This is a genomic window from Bradyrhizobium sp. USDA 4510 (genome assembly GCF_054059095.1).
Window position 1 is genome coordinate 6,161,114 of record NZ_JBSSBT010000001.1, and the last position, 18,139, is coordinate 6,179,252.

15 protein-coding genes and 2 pseudogenes are annotated in these 18,139 nt (G+C 65.6%); 11 read left to right on the forward strand and 6 right to left on the reverse strand.

The features are described 5' to 3' along the window. Positions 1-87 precede the first annotated feature (87 nt). Positions 88-774 carry a glutathione S-transferase family protein gene (locus ACVMDN_RS28715; protein WP_141342980.1) on the forward strand — a complete coding sequence of 229 codons (687 nt, stop codon included), beginning with the start codon at positions 88-90 and terminating at the stop codon, positions 772-774. Positions 775-852: 78 nt separating this feature from the next. On the opposite strand, the gene ACVMDN_RS28720 is transcribed toward ACVMDN_RS28715, so the two are convergent. Next, a complete protein-coding gene (locus ACVMDN_RS28720) occupies positions 853-1,275 on the reverse strand; it encodes a nuclear transport factor 2 family protein (protein WP_057016996.1) in 423 nt (140 codons plus the stop codon). Between the two features lie 151 nt (positions 1,276-1,426). Between ACVMDN_RS28720 and ACVMDN_RS28725 the strand changes: the two genes are divergently transcribed. Next, positions 1,427-2,341, forward strand: a complete 915-nt coding sequence (locus ACVMDN_RS28725) for a LysR family transcriptional regulator (RefSeq protein WP_141342979.1) — start codon at positions 1,427-1,429, stop codon at positions 2,339-2,341. A 165-nt stretch (positions 2,342-2,506) separates the two neighbouring features. Here ACVMDN_RS28725 and ACVMDN_RS28730 read toward each other — a convergent pair whose 3' ends face one another. Continuing rightward, positions 2,507-3,124, reverse strand: a complete 618-nt coding sequence (locus ACVMDN_RS28730; protein WP_141342978.1) for a glutathione S-transferase family protein — start codon at positions 3,122-3,124, stop codon at positions 2,507-2,509. 170 nt (positions 3,125-3,294) lie between these two features. Between ACVMDN_RS28730 and ACVMDN_RS28735 the strand changes: the two genes are divergently transcribed. Further along, positions 3,295-4,560, forward strand: a complete 1,266-nt coding sequence (locus ACVMDN_RS28735) for a flavin-dependent oxidoreductase (RefSeq protein WP_141342977.1) — start codon at positions 3,295-3,297, stop codon at positions 4,558-4,560. A gap of 54 nt (positions 4,561-4,614) precedes the next feature. On the opposite strand, the pseudogene ACVMDN_RS28740 reads toward ACVMDN_RS28735, so the two are convergent. The 3 genes and pseudogenes from ACVMDN_RS28740 to mutY all read right to left on the reverse strand — a co-directional run bounded on the left by ACVMDN_RS28740 (position 4,615) and on the right by mutY (position 7,286). Continuing rightward, positions 4,615-5,431: pseudogene (locus ACVMDN_RS28740) on the reverse strand (IS5 family transposase). A gap of 196 nt (positions 5,432-5,627) precedes the next feature. Then, positions 5,628-6,047 (reverse strand): PaaI family thioesterase, encoded by a 420-nt coding sequence (locus ACVMDN_RS28745; protein WP_141342976.1) that lies wholly within the window; start codon positions 6,045-6,047, stop codon positions 5,628-5,630. A gap of 147 nt (positions 6,048-6,194) precedes the next feature. Next, positions 6,195-7,286, reverse strand: coding sequence for an A/G-specific adenine glycosylase (gene mutY, locus ACVMDN_RS28750; protein ID WP_076830294.1), 1,092 nt, complete (start codon positions 7,284-7,286; stop codon positions 6,195-6,197). Between the two features lie 142 nt (positions 7,287-7,428). Here mutY and ACVMDN_RS28755 point away from each other — a divergent pair, with 142 nt between their 5' ends. The 8 genes and pseudogenes from ACVMDN_RS28755 to ACVMDN_RS28790 all read left to right on the forward strand — a co-directional run bounded on the left by ACVMDN_RS28755 (position 7,429) and on the right by ACVMDN_RS28790 (position 17,429). Further along, positions 7,429-7,908, forward strand: coding sequence for a DUF721 domain-containing protein (locus ACVMDN_RS28755; RefSeq protein ID WP_028334785.1), 480 nt, complete (start codon positions 7,429-7,431; stop codon positions 7,906-7,908). Positions 7,909-8,029: 121 nt separating this feature from the next. After that, positions 8,030-8,686, forward strand: coding sequence for a DsbA family protein (locus ACVMDN_RS28760; protein ID WP_076830481.1), 657 nt, complete (start codon positions 8,030-8,032; stop codon positions 8,684-8,686). Positions 8,687-9,020: 334 nt separating this feature from the next. After that, entirely contained in the window at positions 9,021-12,485 is a 3,465-nt protein-coding gene (gene smc / locus ACVMDN_RS28765; RefSeq protein WP_253638817.1) for a chromosome segregation protein SMC, read from the forward strand. A gap of 152 nt (positions 12,486-12,637) precedes the next feature. After that, positions 12,638-13,633 carry a small ribosomal subunit Rsm22 family protein gene (locus tag ACVMDN_RS28770; RefSeq protein ID WP_141343457.1) on the forward strand — a complete coding sequence of 332 codons (996 nt, stop codon included), beginning with the start codon at positions 12,638-12,640 and terminating at the stop codon, positions 13,631-13,633. Positions 13,634-13,848: 215 nt separating this feature from the next. Then, entirely contained in the window at positions 13,849-14,409 is a 561-nt protein-coding gene (locus ACVMDN_RS28775) for a LemA family protein (RefSeq protein WP_016839704.1), read from the forward strand. A gap of 167 nt (positions 14,410-14,576) precedes the next feature. Then, positions 14,577-15,793: pseudogene (locus ACVMDN_RS28780) on the forward strand (M48 family metallopeptidase). A gap of 163 nt (positions 15,794-15,956) precedes the next feature. Continuing rightward, on the forward strand, positions 15,957-16,700 hold the full coding sequence (locus ACVMDN_RS28785) for a P-loop NTPase family protein (protein WP_016839706.1): 744 nt from the start codon (positions 15,957-15,959) through the stop codon (positions 16,698-16,700). Between the two features lie 60 nt (positions 16,701-16,760). After that, positions 16,761-17,429 carry a P-loop NTPase family protein gene (locus tag ACVMDN_RS28790; protein ID WP_057016987.1) on the forward strand — a complete coding sequence of 223 codons (669 nt, stop codon included), beginning with the start codon at positions 16,761-16,763 and terminating at the stop codon, positions 17,427-17,429. A 157-nt stretch (positions 17,430-17,586) separates the two neighbouring features. Here ACVMDN_RS28790 and ACVMDN_RS28795 read toward each other — a convergent pair whose 3' ends face one another. Next, positions 17,587-18,126 carry an adenine phosphoribosyltransferase gene (locus ACVMDN_RS28795; RefSeq protein ID WP_141340530.1) on the reverse strand — a complete coding sequence of 180 codons (540 nt, stop codon included), beginning with the start codon at positions 18,124-18,126 and terminating at the stop codon, positions 17,587-17,589. Positions 18,127-18,139: the final 13 nt, after the last annotated feature.

Below are 18,139 nucleotides of genomic sequence, written 5' to 3' on the forward strand. Positions count from 1 at the left end.
GCGTGAAATTTGCGCAAGAGAGCCGGTCTGCGGCCTTCCCCGCCGCGTCCCGATCTCGCCGGTTACAAGAACCAAGGGAGTCCCTTCATGATCAAATTCTATTTCAACGGTGCGCCGAACCCGAACAAGGTCGCGCTGTTCCTCGAAGAGTCCGGCCTGCCGTTCGAGGCGATCCCGGTCGACACCCGCAAAGGCGAGCAGTTCGCGCCGGAATTCCTGAAGGTCAACCCGAACGGCAAGGTGCCGGCGATCGACGATGACGGCGTGCTGGTGTTCGATTCGAACGCGATCCTGCTCTACCTCGCCGAGGAGCACGGCAAGTTCCTGCCCGCCAATACGCCGGCCAACCGCGCCGCCACGCTGTCCTGGCTGATGTTCATCGCGACCGGCCTCGGCCCCTATTCCGGCCAGGCCGTGCACTTCAAGCACTTCGCGCCGAAGGATCTCGACTACGCCAACAACCGCTACCAGTACGAGGCGCACCGCCATTACAAGATCCTCGACGATCACCTGGCGAAACAGCGCTACATGGTCGGCGACAGCTACACGATCGTCGACATGGCGTTCTGGGGCTGGGCGCGGATGGCGGCGTTCATCTTCGGCGAGGAAGGCTACGCCAAATATCCGAACGTCAAGCGGCTGGTCGACGAGATCTCGGCGCGGCCGGCGGCGGCGCGCGCGATCGCGCTGAAGGACAAGCACACCTTCAAGGCCGAGATGGACGACGCGGCGCGCGACATCATGTTCGGCCACCTCAAGTCCAAGGTGGCGTAAGCCAATCCACACGACGGCAAGACGACGGCGCCCGGATGGGCGCCGTCTTCGTTTGTGCCGCCCGTTAGCGGCGGACCGCTACGCCGGAAACGCGCCGAGCGCCTTCTCGGTCAGGACCGAGTCGCAATATTCCCGCACCTCCTTGATCCGACCACCGTCGAAACGGAACACCAGGCAATAGTCGTTGTCGTAGCGCTGACCTTGCTTGGTGAGGTTGTCGCCCTTGGCCTCGATCACGACGATGTCGCCGTCGGCGATGATGCGATGGGCGACGGTGCGGCCGCGCTCGACCAGTTTCGAGCGGACATGGCCGTGCAGATCGTTGATGATCGACTGCTTGCCGGTGAACGTACGCGACCAGGAATATTGCCCGGTCACGGTCCAGATCGCGTCGTCGGCAAGCGTTGCCATGAACAGCGAGTTCTCGCGCACCGCAGGATCGGGACTGCCTGCGATCACGAACATCTCCTGCACCAGTTTCTTGTTGTCGGCTGCGCTCATGGCGCGTCTCCTTGCGATTGATAGACCCTGATTTCAGGCGTTTCCTCACGCGATGCGGTCTTCGGCTCTCGTGAAAAACGCCTTGCCCGCAATCCTGCGGCGCCTGCGCGCATTCTTCCAATCGATAGGTAGTATGATATATATTCACTCGATGAATTTGAATTCGCTTGACCTCAATCTGCTGGTCGCGCTCGACGCCCTGCTGCGCGAAGCCAATGTCAGCCGCGCGGCGATGCGGCTCAATCTGTCGCAACCGGCGACCAGCCACGCGCTGCAGCGGCTGCGCGACCTGATCGGCGATCCGCTTTTGGTGCGCACCGGCGCGCGGATGGAGCTGACGCCGCGGGCGCAGGCGTTGCGCTCGCCGCTGGCCCATGCGCTCGACCAGGTGCGCGCGCTGTTCGTCTCCGACGATTTCGACGCCGCGCGCAGCGACCGGCACTTTCGCCTGATGATGCCCGACCTCGCGGTCGAGCTCCTGATGCCGCCGCTGATGGAGAAGGTGACGCAGATCGCGCCGAACGTCACCATCGACGTGGTGCCGTGGCGGGGACCTGCGATCTTCACGCCCGAATTCGCCCGCACCATCGATCTCGTGATCTCGATCGGCGACTCCTTCAAGGGCTTTCACCGCCAGCGGCTCTACACCGACAGCGACGCGCTCGCGGTGCGGCGCGGCCACGGCGTCGGCACGAAGCTGAAGAAGCGCGAGGCGTTCCTCGCAGCGCGCCATGTCGCCGTGGTCATCCGCGGCCAGGACGAGGACCTGATCGACAGCTGGCTGCGCGCCAAGGGCATCGAGCGGCGGATCGCGCTGGTGGTGCCGGGTTATATCGAGGCGCTGCACGTCACCGCGCGCACCGACCTCGTCGCCTTTGTGCCGCGCCGGCTGATCTCGGCGCTGTCGAAGCAATTGTCGCTGATGACGGTGACGCCGCCGCTCGATCCAGGGATCGACGAGCAGCACATGTTCTATCCGACCCGTGCCCAGTTGGACCCGGGCTCGCTGTGGCTGCGCAAGCTGATGCTGGAGACCGGACGCGAGCTGGAGACGGGGAAGGTGTAGCCCAGCTCTCTCCACACGTCGTCCCGGCGAAGGCCGGGACCCATAACCACAGGGTTGCGTTGTGAGAGCGGGCTGCGGCCCCAACGTCGCGTAACAACGATCCTTGGTGGTTATGGGTCCCGGGTCGCGCTGCGCTTGCCCGGGACGACACCGAATTTTTGGGCCCTACGCCCTCTGCTCCGCCAGCACCTTCTGCACCGCCGGGCGGCTCTCCATCGCCGCGCGATGCGCCTTCACCTTGGGCAGCGTTGCGATGTCGACGCCGTCGCCGTCGAGCCACAGGGTCAGCGTGTAGAGATAGGCGTCACTGACGGTGTAATTCTCGCCCATCACCCACGGGCCCTTCAGCATGTCGCGCTCGATCAGGTTGAAGCAGGCGCCCATGGTCTTCGGCACCATCGCCTTCATGTCGGCGAACGACGTCTCCTGTGTCGCCCAGCGCGGACCGCGCATCTTGTGGGCGTGGCAGATGTGCACCGTCGAGCACAGATAGGAGTTGAAGGCCTGCAGCCTGGCGAATTCGAAGGCGTCGTCGGGCGCGAGCTTCGCCTGCGGAAAGGTCTGCGCGATGTAGGCCAGCATCGCCGGCGTCTCGGTCAGCACGCCGCGATCGGTCACCAAAGTAGGCACGCGGCCCTTCGGATTGATCTTCAGGTATTCCGGGCTGTTCTGCTGGTTGGTCTTGAAGTCGATCTTCTCGGTCGTGTAGGGCGTGCCGGCCTCGGCCAGCGCGATGTGGGACGCGAGCGCGCAGGTGCCGGGAGCAAAATAGAGCTTGAGCATGTTGCTGTCCTCTCCGAGCCTTGTCGGTTCGTTGCGAACGCGGCTCTGGTTCTTGTTCTGACGGCGCGGAGGTTAGCGGTAGCCCCCTTTGCCGTCCACCCCGCGCGCGGCGGACCTTGCCCGCGGCGGTGCCGTCGTGCGATGACCATGGCCAATCGAGGGGATTTTTCATGACTGTGCTCATTGCAGGTGGCGGAATTGGCGGGCTGACGCTGGCGCTCAGCCTGCACCAGATCGGCGTGCCGGCCCGCGTCTTCGAGAGCGTGCCCGAGCTGCGGCCGCTCGGCGTCGGCATCAACGTGCTGCCGCATGCGGTGCGCGAACTGATCGAGCTCGGCCTGCACGATGTGCTCGACGCTTCTGCGGTGCGCACCCGCGAGCTCGCCTATTTCTCAAAGCACGGCAAGCCGATCTGGAGCGAGCCGCGCGGGCTCGAGGCCGGCTACAAATGGCCGCAATTCTCGATCCATCGCGGCCGGCTGCAACAGCTGCTGCTCGATGCCGCGACCGAACGGCTGGGGGCTGCGAACATTCTCACCAGCCATCACCTCACCGGCTGGACCGAGACCGCCGACGGCGTCCGCGCCGATTTCATCGATCGCGCCACCGGCAAGCCCGCCGGCAGCTATGACGGCGTGGTGCTGATCGCCGCCGACGGCATCCATTCGTCGGTGCGCGAGAAGCTCTATCCGCAGGAGGGGCCGCCGATCTGGAACGGCCGCATCCTGTGGCGCGGCATCACCCGCGGCGATGCCTTCCTGACCGGCCGCACCATGATCATGGCCGGCCACGAGATCCTAAAATTCGTCTGCTACCCGATCTCGAAGGAGGCAGGCCCCGACGGCAAGTTCGACATCAACTGGGTCGCCGAGCGACACATGTCGCCGACCTATCAATGGCGCCGCGAGGACTACAACCGGACCGCAAAGCTCGACGAGTTCCTGCCGTGGTTCGAGAGCTGGAATTTCGACTGGCTCGATGTCCCCGGCCTGATCCGGAACTGTCCGCATGCCTACGAATATCCGCTGGTCGATCGCGATCCGATCCCGCAATGGACCTTTGGCCGCGTCACGCTGATGGGCGATGCCGCGCATCCGATGTATCCGATCGGCTCCAACGGCGCCTCGCAGGCGATCCTGGATGCGCGCGTGCTGACGCGCGAGATTCTGGCGCATGGCCCGACGCAGGCGGCACTCGCGGCCTATGAGGCCGAGCGGCGGCCTGCGACCACGGACCTCGTGATGCTGAATCGCCGCAACGGCCCGGAGCAGGTGATGCAGCTGGTCGAGGAGCGCGCGCCTGACGGCTTCAAGGTCGTCACCGACGTGCTGTCGCAGCAGGAGCTGGAAGACATCGCCGCCAACTACAAGCGCGTCGCCGGTTTCCAGGTCGAGGGACTGAACGCCAAGCCGCCGATCGTGCAGCGGGCAGGCTGAGTTGTAGCGCGGCGCACTATGTATCACCGTCACCCTGAGAGTCTGACTCATAAATCACCCAACCTTAGCTGCAGCCGCGAGTCTGCGGGTCAGGAGCCTGATGTGTGCAATCAGCAGCCAGGCAGCTTCGGTCCTTGGCGAGGCGGCGGCATCTGCCGAACCAAGCGAATGTGCGTTCAACCACCCACCGCCTCGGCAGAAGCTGGAAGCCTTTGACGCCTTGAGGCCGCTCGACGATCTCGACAGTCCATGGACCGCAGTCTGAGAGCGCGTCGAGGAGTTGATTTCCGCGGTAGATCCGGTCGGCAAAGACGTGGCGCAGCCGGGGGAAGTTCATCCGCACGTTCTTCAGCAGCGGTACGGCGCCATGGCAGTCCTGAACGTTGGCCGGATGAACATGAACCCCAAGGAGGAGGCCATTGGTATCCGTCACGATATGCCGCTTGCGGCCGTAGATGCGCTTGCCTGCATCGTAGCCGCGCGGTCCGCCAGCTTGCGTGGTTGGCGCACTTTGACTGTCGATCACGGCTGCCGTCGGCTTCGGTGTCCGTCCAAGCTTTTTTCGCGCCCGTCGGACAAGCACGCTGACAATCCTCTGCCACCGGCCTGTATCCCGCCATTTATAAAAATAGCCCTGCACCGTCGAATAGGGCGGGAACTCCTGCGGCAACGCCCGCCACTGGCAGCCGGTCGAAACGATATAGAGGATCGCTTCGATCACACGACGCAGCTCCGTCTTACGCGGCCGGCCGCGCCGGTTCGCTCGCGGCAACAGGCGTCTGATCACCGCCCACTCCGCATCGGTCATATCGCTTGCATAACGCAGATCGTCCCGCCGATATTGCTCCCGAGTGATCTTGGTCCAGGGCATCGTGCTCTCCCTCGAATCTTTGCAAATCCGATGGAATCACACCCCACTGAGATCACTCACCCATTTTTCAGTCAGGCTCTGAGGAGCCGCGAAGCGGCGTCTCGAAGGGTGCACGGCCCGGCCGGTGGCCGTGCATGCTTCGAGACTCGCTCCGCTCGCACCTCAGCATGACGGACTTACCAATGCAGGCGCGGCTTCATCGCAGCGCGCGCGCCGCCTCCACCAGGCGGATGCTGCTGCTCGCGGTCGCGAGCAGTGCGCCGTCGGCGGCGCTCAGCTTTCCCTCGACGAAGGCGATGGTCTTGCCGAGTTGCGTCACCGTCGCCTCGCCGGTGATCGGCCCGGGTTTTGCCGGCGCCAGGAAATTCACGGTCATCGTGATGGTCGTGGTGAAGAGCCGGCCCTCGGTCATCACGAACACCGCCGGCCCCATCGTATCGTCGAGCATCGCCGAGAGCATGCCGCCCTGGATAAAGCCGGCCGGATTGCAAAACTCCGGCTTGCCGTCGAACACGATCCTGATCCAGCCCTCCTGCGGACGGGCGTCGACCACGTGCCAACCCAGTAGCTTTGCGACGGGCGGCATCGGAATGCGGTCGAGTGCGGTTACGATCATGGCGGCCTCCGGTTTCCGGAGGTGATAGCGAAGCCCTGCTGCCAGCATGGTGTCAGCAGGTCAGAGCATGATCCGGAAAAGTGGGAACCGGTTTTCCGAAAAAATCATGCTCAAAAAAATGAGCCGATGATGTGATTCATCGCATCGTCAGAGATCGAGCCCATGCGCGATGACCTTGCGCATCACGTTCGGAAACGCCTCGCCGTCCAGCGTCGCCACCGGCACCCAGCGCATGCCATCCGGCGCGCGGCTCCGCGGCGGCACGCTGGCAGTGTAGACGACGAGCTCCAGCGGGAAGTGCGTGAACACGTGGGTGACAACGCCCGCCTTGCGGTGCCAGCGCGTGACGCCCTTCAGGTCCGGCGCCTGCGCCAGCGCCGCCGCGTCCTCCTGCTCGGCCAGCCATTGCGATCCCGGCACCTCGGTCATGCCGCCGAGCAGGCCTTTCTCCGCGCGCGAGCGCACCAGAAGCTCGCCGCCGCGCGTCACCACGAAGGCCGCGCCGCGGCGCAAGATGCCGCTCTTCTTCGGTGCCTTGCGCGGGAACGTTTCCTGATCGCCGCGCGTGCGCGCCGCGCAGTCGTCATTCAGCGGACACAATGCGCAGGCCGGCTTCTTCGGCGTGCAGATCGTCGCGCCCAAATCCATCAGCGCCTGAGCACTGTCGCCGGCGCGGGACGGGCCGAGCAATGTCGCCGCCATCTCCTTGATCAGCGGCTTGGCCTGCGGCAGCGCCTCCTCGATGGCGTAGAGCCGACTGACCACGCGCTCGATGTTGCCGTCCACCGGCATGGTGCGGCGGTCGAAGGCGATGGCGGCGATCGCGGCCGCGGTGTACGGCCCGATGCCGGGCAGCGCGCGCAGGCCCTCCTCGGTGTCCGGAAACACCCCGCCGTGATCGCCCATCACCGCGACCGCGCAGGCGTGCAAATTGCGCGCCCGCGAATAATAGCCGAGCCCGGCCCACATCCTCAGGACGTCGTCGAGCGAGGCACGCCCAAGCGCGGTCACGTCGGGCCAGCGCGACACGAACTTCTCGAAATAGGGCCCGACCGCCCGTACCGTGGTCTGCTGCAGCATGATCTCCGACAGCCAGACGCGATACGGATCGGCCCGCTCCCCCGCCACCGCGCGCCACGGCAACGTCCGGCGATGCCGGTCATACCAGGCGAGCAGACGCGCCGGGCGGTCGGCCTGCTGATCGGTCGATTTGATTTTGGCGGCAGCGCGAGAACTCATGAACGCATCTTAAGCCACATCTCGCCATGTCATGCCCGCGCTTGACCCGGGCATCCACGTCTTTCTTCGCCCGGCACGGAAAACGCCGCCACAATGATGAACACGGTTTCAGCCACATCACCACCACTGCTATAACCCTCCCATGTCCAGACCCGGCCCGATCAGCGCCAAGCCCCTGTCGATCCTGCTCAGCGATGTCTTCACCGACGCCTATGCCAAGCAGGGCTTTGCCGCGCGCGAATTGGTGACGCGCTGGACCGAGATCGCGGGCGAGCGGATCGCGGCCTATTGCGAGCCGCTGAAGATGCAGTGGCCGCGGCCGGTGGAGGGACAGCCGCAGGAGCCGGCGACGCTGGTGCTGCGGGTCGAAGGGCCGATGGCGCTGGAGATCCAGCACTCCTCCGACGTCATCCTGGAACGGGTGAACCGCTTCTTCGGCTGGCATGCGGTCGGCCGCCTGACCATCCGACAGGCGCCGCTCTCGCGCCGCAGCCGCCCGGTACGGCCGCGCCCGCCGGACGCCAAAACCGTGGCCCGGGAGGCGGCCAACCTTGCGGCCGTCGAGGACGACGATCTGCGCGCGGCGCTGGCCCGTTTGGGTGCCTCGATCAAGCGAAATTGACGCTTTTCGGCGGGCCAGCCGCGAGACCGCGGCATTGCCACAATGGCCGTTTCAAGCTAGCGAAGGCTTCTTTTCGGGACCCCTTCATTGTGGCGTGAATGCGCCAATCCGGGAGCTGACCTTGATCATCACGCGCCGCGCTTTCACCACCGCTCTCTCGCTGACCGGGCTCGCCGCCCTCGCCGGCCTGTCGCCGCTGCGCCTGATCACCGACGCGTTCGCGCAGACCGCCGCCGAGGTCGCCAAGCCGCAGTCGCTGCCGGACATGGGGCTCGGCCCGCAGGACGCCAAGGTAACCATCATCGAATACGCCTCGATGACCTGCCCGCACTGCGCCAATTTCAACGAGACCGTGTTCCCGAAGATCAAGTCGACCTACATCGACCCCGGCAAGGTCCGCTACGTGTTCCGCGAATTCCCGCTCGACATCAAGGCCGCCGCCGGCTCGATGCTGGCGCGCTGTATCGCCAAGGACGACGCGCCGAAGTATTTTGCCGTGATCGACCTGTTGTTCCGCCAGCAGAACGACTGGGTGGTGAAGAACACCACCGAGACACTGACCCGGATCGGCAAGCAGGCCGGCCTCACCCAGCAGCAGGTCGAGGACTGCCTGAAGGATCAGAAGCTGCTCGACAAGATCGCGGCCGACCAGAAATACGCCAACGAGGTGCTGAAGGTGAACTCGACGCCGACCTTCTTCGTCAACGGCGAGATGCTAAAGGGCGAGACCTCGTTCGAGGAATTCAGCAAGCACATCGATCCGCTGCTGAAGAGCTGATCGGGAGCCCGCGAACCTGACGTCTTCGTGGCTCGCTTTCGAGTCGAGGCACGATAATTGTGGATGATTTGCGATCACGGCACGCAGCCGTCGCATCATTTGGTTGTTGAAAACCTGATTCGCGCGATGCGAATCATCGAGGACATGCAAGGGCCATAAAACCCTGCAAATCCCTTGGGAAAAGCTTGCTCAAGCGGTTGCCCTGACGCGCTCGCATCGCCATTGTCGCCGCTCATGAGAGCTGCACGCAGCAACTCACCCACACACCGACATTGCCTTCCATGGTATTGTCACGGCAGGGAGATTCGCGCCCGGCCAAACGAGATTTGTGTACATGAAGCTCACGCGCCTCCGCCTGCACGGTTTCAAGTCGTTCGTTGAACCCACCGATTTCATGATCGAGCCGGGCCTGACCGGCGTCGTCGGACCGAACGGCTGCGGCAAATCCAATCTCGTCGAAGCGCTGCGCTGGGCGATGGGCGAGACCTCGCACAAGTCGCTGCGCGCCGCCGACATGGACGCGGTGATCTTCGCCGGTTCCGGCAACCGTCCGGCACGCAATCACGCCGAAGTCGTGATGACGATCGACAATTCCGATCGCTCGGCGCCGGCCGCGGTGAACGACAGCCAGCTCTTGGAAATCTCCCGCCGCATCGAGCGCGAAGCCGGCTCAGTCTACCGCATCAACGGCCGCGATGTCCGTGCAAGAGATGTGCAGATCCTGTTCGCCGACGCCGCCACCGGCGCGCGCTCGCCGGCGCTGGTCCACCAGGGCAAGATCGGCGAGATCATCCAGGCCAAGCCCGAGCAGCGCCGTCGCGTGCTGGAAGACGCCGCTGGCGTTGCGGGTCTGCATGCCCGCCGCCACGAGGCGGAACTGCGGCTGAAGGCGGCCGAAACCAACCTCACCCGCGTCGAGGACGTGATCGGCCAGCTCACCGGTCAGATGGAAGGCCTGAAGAAGCAGGCGCGCCAGGCGATCCGCTACCGCGAGGTCGCGGCCAAGGTGCGCAAGTCCGAGGCGATGCTGTTCCATCTGCGCTGGATCGAGGCCAATGCCGACGTCAACGACGCCGCGCAGACCCATGATATCTCCGTGCGCGAGATGGCCGAGCGCACCCGCGAGCAGGCCGAATCCGCCCGCATCCAGGCGATCCGCGCCGCCGAATTGCCGGCGCTGCGCGATGCCGAAGCGCGCGCCGCCGCCGGCCTGCAGCGCCTGACCAACACGCGCGAGATGCTCGACCGCGAGGAGCAGCGCGCCAAGGAGCGCGTCGGCGAGCTCGATCGCCGTCTCACCCAATTCGCCCAGGACATCGCGCGCGAGCAGCAGCAGACCTCCGATGCCGACATCGCGCTGCAGCGGCTCGACACCGAAGACGCAGAGCTGAAGGAAGAGATCAAGTCGCGCGTCGAGAAGCGCTCCGGCGTCGACGAGCGCGTCGCTGAGGCCGAGGAGATCCTGGCCGCGACCGAGCGCCAGTTCTCCGAGCTGACCACGCAGCTCGCCGATCTCACCGCCAAGCGCAATCAGCTCGAAGCCGGCGTGCGCACGCATCGCGACCGCTTGGCGCGGCTCGATCAGGAGATCGCCAACGTCCAGGCCGAGGAATCCAGGCTCGCGCAGGAGACCGGCAATCTCGGCGACATCGACGCGCTGGCCGCCGCCATGGAGATGGCGCAGCAGACCCTTGCCGAGTCCGAGGCCGCCGTGCAGACCAGCGAGGCGCATCACGCCGCCGCGCGGCAGACGCTGGAAGCCTCGCGCAATCCGCTCACCGAAGCCGAGAAGCGCGTGCAGCGGCTCGAGACGGAAGCCCGCACCATCTCCAAGCTCGTCACCAGCGAGACCAAGAATCTGTGGCCGCCGATCATCGACGGCATCACCGTCGCCAAGGGCTATGAAAAGGCGATCGGCGCCGTGCTTGGCGACGACCTCGATGCGCCGGTGGATTCCTCGGCGCCGATGCGCTGGACCAATATAGGCGTGGCCGGCGAAGATCCGGCGCTGCCGGATGGCGTCGAGCGGCTGGCCGACCATGTCCAGGCGCCGCCGGAACTGGCGCGCCGCCTGGCCCAGATCGGCGTCGTCGCCAAGGAACGCGGCGCGGCGCTGGTGTCGCAGCTGAAGACCGGCCAGCGGCTGGTGTCGCTCGAAGGCGACGTCTGGCGCTGGGACGGCTTCGTCGCCGACGCGCATGCCCCGACCGGCGCCGCCCGCCGTCTTGCCGAGCGCGCCCGTCTTGTCGACATCGAGCACGAGCTGGAACAGGCCCGCATCGATGCCTCCACCAAGCGCCAGGCGCTGGAGACGGCTGAAGAGGAATTGCGCTCGGCGTCCGCCGCCGAGGGTGCCTCGCGCGAAGCCGTCCGCGCCGCCCGCCGCGAGGCCGACGCCGCGCGCGAACGTCATGCCGCCACCGAGCGCGAGATCAACCGCCACGCCGCACGCAAATCGGCGCTGACCGAGGCGCACAGCCGCGTCGCCGCCGACCGCGCCGAGGCCGAAGCCGCATATGAGAGCGCGGCTGCCGCGCTCGCCGAACTGCCGCCGGGTGTCGAGACCGAGGCCCAGCTCGCCGCGGTTCGCGCCGAGATCGACAACCAGCGCCGGGCCGCGGCACAAGTCCGCGCCGAGGCGCAGGCGCTGGCCCGCGAGGCCGAGCTCGCCGACCGCCGCGTGCAGGCGATCGTTGCCGAGCGCAACGAGTGGCAGAACCGCAAGACCAGCGCCGCTTCGCAGGTCGAGACCGTCGAGGCGCGCATCGCCGAAGTGTCGGCCGAGCGCGAGGAGCTCGCCAATGCGCCCGAAATCTTCGCCGAGAAGCGCAGCGCGCTGATCACGGAGATCGAGCACGCCGAGGGCGATCGCCGCATCGCCGCTGACGCGCTGGCGACCGCGGAAGCCGCGATGGCGGAAACCGATCGCCTCGCCAAGGCCTCGCTCGAAGCGCTGTCCTCATCCCGCGAAGCTACCGCGCGCGCCGAGGAGCGTATGGAAGGCACCCGCCGCCGCCTCGCCGACATCGAGCGCGAGATCCACGACATGCTCGAGGTCGAGCCCAGCGCGGTCGTCGGCATGGCCGAGATCGAACCCGGCCAGGAGCTGCCGCCGGTCACGCAGGTCGAGGAAGAGCTCGAAAAGCTGCGCCGCGACCGCGAGCGGCTCGGCGCCGTCAATTTGCGTGCCGAGGAAGAGCTCAAGGAAGTCGAGACCCAGCACACCGCGCTGACCACCGAACGCGACGATCTGGTCGAAGCGATCAAGCGGCTGCGGCAGGGCATCCAGAGCCTCAACCGCGAGGCGCGCGAGCGCCTGCTGACCTCGTTCGAGACCGTTAACAACCACTTCAAGCGGCTGTTCACCGAGCTGTTCGGCGGCGGCGAAGCCGCGCTGCATCTGATCGAGAGCGACGATCCGCTCGAGGCCGGCCTCGAGATCATCGCCAAGCCGCCCGGCAAGAAGCCGCAGACGCTCTCGCTGCTCTCGGGCGGTGAGCAGGCGCTGACGGCGCTCGCGCTGATCTTCGCGGTGTTTCTGACCAACCCGTCGCCGATCTGCGTGCTGGACGAGGTCGACGCGCCGCTCGACGACCACAACGTCGAACGGTTCTGCACCCTGCTGAACGAGATGACCGGCTCGACCGAGACACGCTTCATCATCATCACGCACAATCCGATCACGATGGCGCGGATGAACCGGCTGTTCGGTGTCACCATGGCCGAGCGCGGCGTGTCGCAGCTGGTGTCGGTCGACCTGCAGGGCGCGGTGGACATCCTCGACCAGAACGTGGCTTAGGCGTAGCACCTACGCGTCGACGTCATTTTCTGGATACCCGCGCCTCCGCATCGTCATTGCGAGGAGCGATAGCGACGAAGCAATCCATGCCTCAGCACGCGGCGCTATGGATTGCTTCACTCCGCTCGCAATGACGTGGGATAGTCCGTCACATGACCTCACCCGATCTCCCCGCCGAACTGCGCGCAGCCCTCAACGCCGGGCTCGAAGGCCTGTCGCGCAGCGACGCCGCCGGCCGCGCGGCGGTGATCTCGCAGACCTATCGCGAGGGCGGCGGCTCCTCGACGATCAGGACCGAGACCGATGCGCTGGCCTATGCGCTGGCGCGGATGCCGGCGACCTATGCCGCCGTCGCAGCGAGCCTCAACGCCCTGACGGAGATCAGGCCGGACTTCGCGCCGGCGCGCCTGCTCGATGTCGGTGCCGGTCCGGGGACCGTGACCTGGGCCGCCGCGGAAGCGTTCACGTCGCTGCGGGACTTCACCCTACTTGATGCCAACGGCGCGTTGCGGACGCTCGCCGAGGAGCTGTTTCACGGCAGCATTCGCCTGCACGACGCCAGCTATCAACTCGGCGAGGCGCGCGCCCTGCTCGACAAGGCCGAGCCCGCCGACCTCGTCGTCGCCAGCTACATGATCGGCGAACTCGGCGATGCCGAGCGCGGGGCGCTGGCCGATGCGCTGTGGTCGAAGACCAGCGATACGCTACTGGTCGTCGAGCCCGGTACGCCCGCCGGCTACGCGCGGATCATCGCACTCCGCGCGCGATTGATCGCTGCCGGCGCGCATGTCGTGGCCCCCTGCCCGCATGACGGCGGCTGTCCGCTGGTCGCGCCCGATTGGTGCCACTTCTCGCAGCGCCTGCAGCGCTCCCGCGCGCACAAGCAGCTCAAGGGCGCCGACGTCCCGTTCGAGGACGAGCGCTTCGCCTATGTCGCGCTGAGCCGCGCGCGCGTTGAGAACAGGCCATCGCGCGTGCTGGCGCAGCCGGACGTCGGCAAGGTCGAGATCGCGGCGAAACTGTGCACGCCCGAGGGCGTATCGGTTGCGCGGATCCCGCGCCGCGCCAGAGCCGAATACGCAAGCGCCCGGCGCTGGCGCTGGGGCGATGCGGTATCTCGTCGTCCCGGCCTTCGCCGGGACCCATAACCACCGAAGTTTGTTGTGAGTGAAGCCGTCGCCGCTTGTGCCCCTACCGCGGGCCGCGGCGCATGGGTCCCGGCCTTCGCCGGGACGACGGAATATGTTGAACCGATGTCGGCCAACCTTCGACTAACGCTTGCCCACCTTTCCGCGGCGGGCTGCCCTGCGCCCCGATCTTGGGCTACGGTGCCGCCGTCTCGTCCATCAGGAGCTGCCCCGTCATGTCGACCAGCTGGATCGTTATCGGCGTCATCGTGCTTCTCGTGCTGTTTGCATTCGGCGCCTACAACCGCCTCGTGGCGCTCAGCCAGCGGGTCGGACAGGCCTTTGCCGACATCGACGTGCAGCTCAAGCAGCGTCACGACCTGATCCCGAACCTGGTCGAGACGGTGAAGGGTTATGCCGCACATGAGCGCGGCACGCTCGACGACGTCATCAAGGCGCGCAATTCGGCGATGTCGGCGCAGGGCCCGGCCCAGGTCTCGGCGGCGGAAAACCAGCTCTCCGGCGCGCTCGGCCGGCTGATCGCGCTGTCGGAGGCCTATCCGGACCTCAAGGCCAACGCCAATTTCCAGCAGCTCGCCTCCGAGCTCTCCGATCTCGAGAACAAGATCGCCGCCAGCCGCCGCTTCTTCAACAACGCGGTCCAGGAATACAACACCGGCATCCAGCAGATGCCGGCCGCGCTGTTCGCCGGCATGTTCGGCTTCACCCGCAAGGATTTCTTCGACCTCGGCGCCAGCCGCACGGAGGTCGAGGCGGCGCCGAGCGTGAAGTTCTGATTACTTCCTTCGAGATGACGCCCCTTCGGTCATTCCGGGGCGATGCAACGCATCGAACCCGGAATCTCATCTCACTCACTAATCTCGAGATTCCACAAAGCGCAATTGCGCATTGGGGTTCGCGCGTGCCGCGCGCCCCGGAATGACGGTGAGAGCGGACGCGCACCATGGCCGCCTATGGTCTCTACACGCATATCGCATCGAACAAGTTTCGTTCGATGCTGCTGCTTGCCGGCCTGTTCCTGCTGATCTACGTGCTGGTCTATGCCGGCGCGCTGGTCGCGGAGGTGATGATCGATAGCGGCCGCACCGTCGACTATTACCTGACGCGGGCCTCGCGCGACCTGATCTCGGCCTTCCCGTGGGCGACGATCGCGGCAGCGGCCTGGATCGTGATCGCCTATTTCTTCCACCAGAAGATGATCGACGCGTCACCGGCGGCGAGAGCGTGACGCGGCAGCAAGAGCCGCGGCTCTACAATCTCCTGGAAAATCTCTGCATCTCGCGCGGCATCCCGATGCCGAAGCTGAAGGTGATGGACAGCCCGGCGCTGAATGCCTTCGCGACCGGACTGAACCGGAGCCAATACGCCATCACCGTCACCACCGGCCTGTTGAAGGCGCTGAACGATAAGGAGATCGAGGCCGTGCTCGGCCACGAGCTCACCCATATCAAAAACGGCGACGTGCAGCTGATGGTGATCGCGGTGATCATCGCCGGCGTGGTCGGCTTCTTCGGCGAGCTGTTCTTCCGCCTGTTCACGAACCTGTCGTGGAACTCGAGCGGCGGCGGAGGCGGCTGGTCGTCTTCATCCTCTCGCTCCTCGTCATCCTCGTCGGACCGCGACAGCAAGGGCTCCGGCGGCGGCGCGATCATCGTGATCATCATCGCGGTCGCGCTGATCGTGCTGGCCTGGCTGCTGTCGCAAGTGGTCAAGCTCGCGCTGTCGCGCTCGCGCGAATTCCTCGCCGATGCCGGATCGGTGGAGCTGACCAAGAACCCCGATGCGATGATCTCGGCGCTGCGCAAGATCGAGAACCGCGGCGAGCTGCCGGATGCCACCTCGGCCGTGATGGAACTCTGCGTCGACAATCCGCGCGAGGGGTTTGCCGACCTGTTCGCCACCCATCCCTCGGTCAAGTCCCGGGTCGATGCCCTGGTGAAATATGCCGGTGGCCACGATCCCGGACCGCTGGCGCTGCCGGACGAGACGGAGCCGCAGGATGAGCCGTCCGCGGCGGGCGACCAGCCCCCGCCGGCGACCCACGGCCCATGGAGCGATGTGCCGCCGACACAGAAGAGCAATCCGCCGGCGCTGCCGGGCAACAACCCCACGCAGGGACCATTGGGTCCTCTCCAGGGCCCTTGGGGACGACACCGCTAATCGCGCCCTAGCCTACTCAGTCCATTAAGGAAATTCCCACCAAACCCATCGTGGCCGCCTTAAGGAATTGAATTCTCCCTCGTTTCTGCCATGTTCGCGCCCAAAGCAGTGTGGGGACTTGCCGATCGCCATCGCGATCGGGAGCGCGCTTTAAGGGACTTCCATGGCAAAGCCGGTTGTGATCGTGGTGGGCGCCGACAAGGGCGGGGTCGGCAAGACCACCGTCTCGCGGACGCTCCTGGACTATTTCAGTGCCAATAACGTGCAGACCCGGGCGTTCGACACCGAATCGCCGCGCGGCACGCTGAAGCGCTTCCATCCTGACATCACCGAGATCGTCGACATGACGACGACCGCGGACCAGATGAAGATCTTCGACACGCTGAACTCGGGGCCCTCGGTTACCGTGATCGACGTCCGCGCCGGCCTGTTGTCGCCCGCGCTGGCCTCGCTGCGCGATATCGGCTTCCTCGACGCGGCGCGTTCCGGCCAGATCACCTTCGCCGTGTTCCATATCCTCGGCCCGTCGATCGCTTCGCTGGACGAGATCGCCGAAACCGCCAACTTCATGAGCGGCGCGAAATATTTCCTGGTGAAGAACTTCATCAACGACACCCAGTTCTTCCAGTGGGACCAGGCGACCTACAATTCCTACTTCCACCGCATCAAGGATGCCGTGGACCTGACCATCCCGAAGCTCAACGAAATGGCCTATGAGCAGGTCGAGGTCTCCTCGGTTCCGTTCCTGAAATTCGTCGCCAACAAGGGCATCAACGACGACGCCGCCAACTACTCCTTCGTGCTGCGCGGCTACGTCCGGCACTGGCTCGCCAATGTCTGGAGCGAGTACGACCGGATCAAGCTGACCGATCTCGTCGGCGCCAAGTCGGCCAAAGGCGAAAAATAGTCGGACCTTCGACCTTGATGGGGCTGGATTAGGCGAAAATTTGGCCTGATATAGCGGGCGATGTCGTCCACGCCCGTTTACATCATCTGCTCGCCCCGCCCGCAGGTCGGCAAGACGCTGATCGCGCGGCTGCTCGGCGAATTCCTGCTGCTCAAGAACGGCGACGTGGTCTGCTACGACATCAATCTGAAGGAGCCGTCGCTGCTCGACTACCTGCCGCGAATCACCGAAACCGCGGACGTGATCGACACCTACGGCAAGATGCAGCTGATGGACCGCGTCATCGTCAATGACGGCATCGGCAAGGTGATCGACCTCGGCTACCACGCCTTCGACGAATTCTTCAAAATGTGCGACGAGATCGGGCTGATGAAGGAGGCGCTGCGCCGTCGCGTCGCGCCGGTCATCCTGTATGTCGCCGATACCGACCGCGCCTCGGTGCGTGGCTACCAGACGCTGCTCGGCACGATCCCGCCGAACGCGCTGATCGTCATCGACAACGAATTCGTGGTGCGCGGCGAGCTGCCGCCGGTCATGACCGCCAGCCGGGTGTTGCGCTTCCGCGCGCTGCCTGTGTTCCTGAAGACCTATATCGACCGGCTGAACTTTTCCTTCACCGGCTATCTGCGCCAGGAAAAGGATTCATCGACCGAGCTGCATCAATGGATCCGGCGGAATTACACGACGTTCCGCGATCTCGAATTGAGCATGCTGCTGCAGCGGGGATGACTCTGCTCCCTCGCCCCGCTCTTGCGGGGAGAGGGTCGGGGTGAGGGGCTGGTTCCGCAAATTCGACCGAGATTGGAGTGCGCGGAGAGTCCCCTCACCCGGATCGCATCTTCGATGCGATCCGGCCTCTCCCCGCACGCGGGGCGAGGCTAAGAGATCAATGCCCCTCGAACGCCATCAGCGTGCGCACCGGAACGTCCATCGCGCGCAGCTTGGCCGCGCCGCCGAGGTCGGGCAGGTCGACGATGAAGCAGGCGGCGACCACATTGGCGCCGATCTGGCGCAGCAGCTTCACCGCGCCCTCCGCGGTGCCGCCGGTCGCGATCAGATCGTCGACCAGGATCACGCGCTCGCCGGGCTGCACGGCGTCGGCATGCATCTCCATCTCGTCGATGCCGTATTCAAGCGAATAGGCAATCCGCACCGTGGTGTGCGGCAGCTTGCCCTTCTTGCGGATCGGCACGAAGCCGGCGGAGAGCTGATGCGCCACCGCGCCGCCGAGGATGAAGCCGCGGGCCTCGATGCCCGCGACCTTGTCGACCTTCGCCCCCGCCCAGGGATGCACCAGCTCGTCGACGGCGCGGCGGAAGGCCCTCGCATCCGCCAGCAGCGTCGTGATGTCGCGAAACAGGATGCCCTTCTTCGGGTAGTCCGGGATGGTGCGAACGGTCGCCTTGATGTCGTAGTCGAAGGTCATTGGTCTCGCTCTG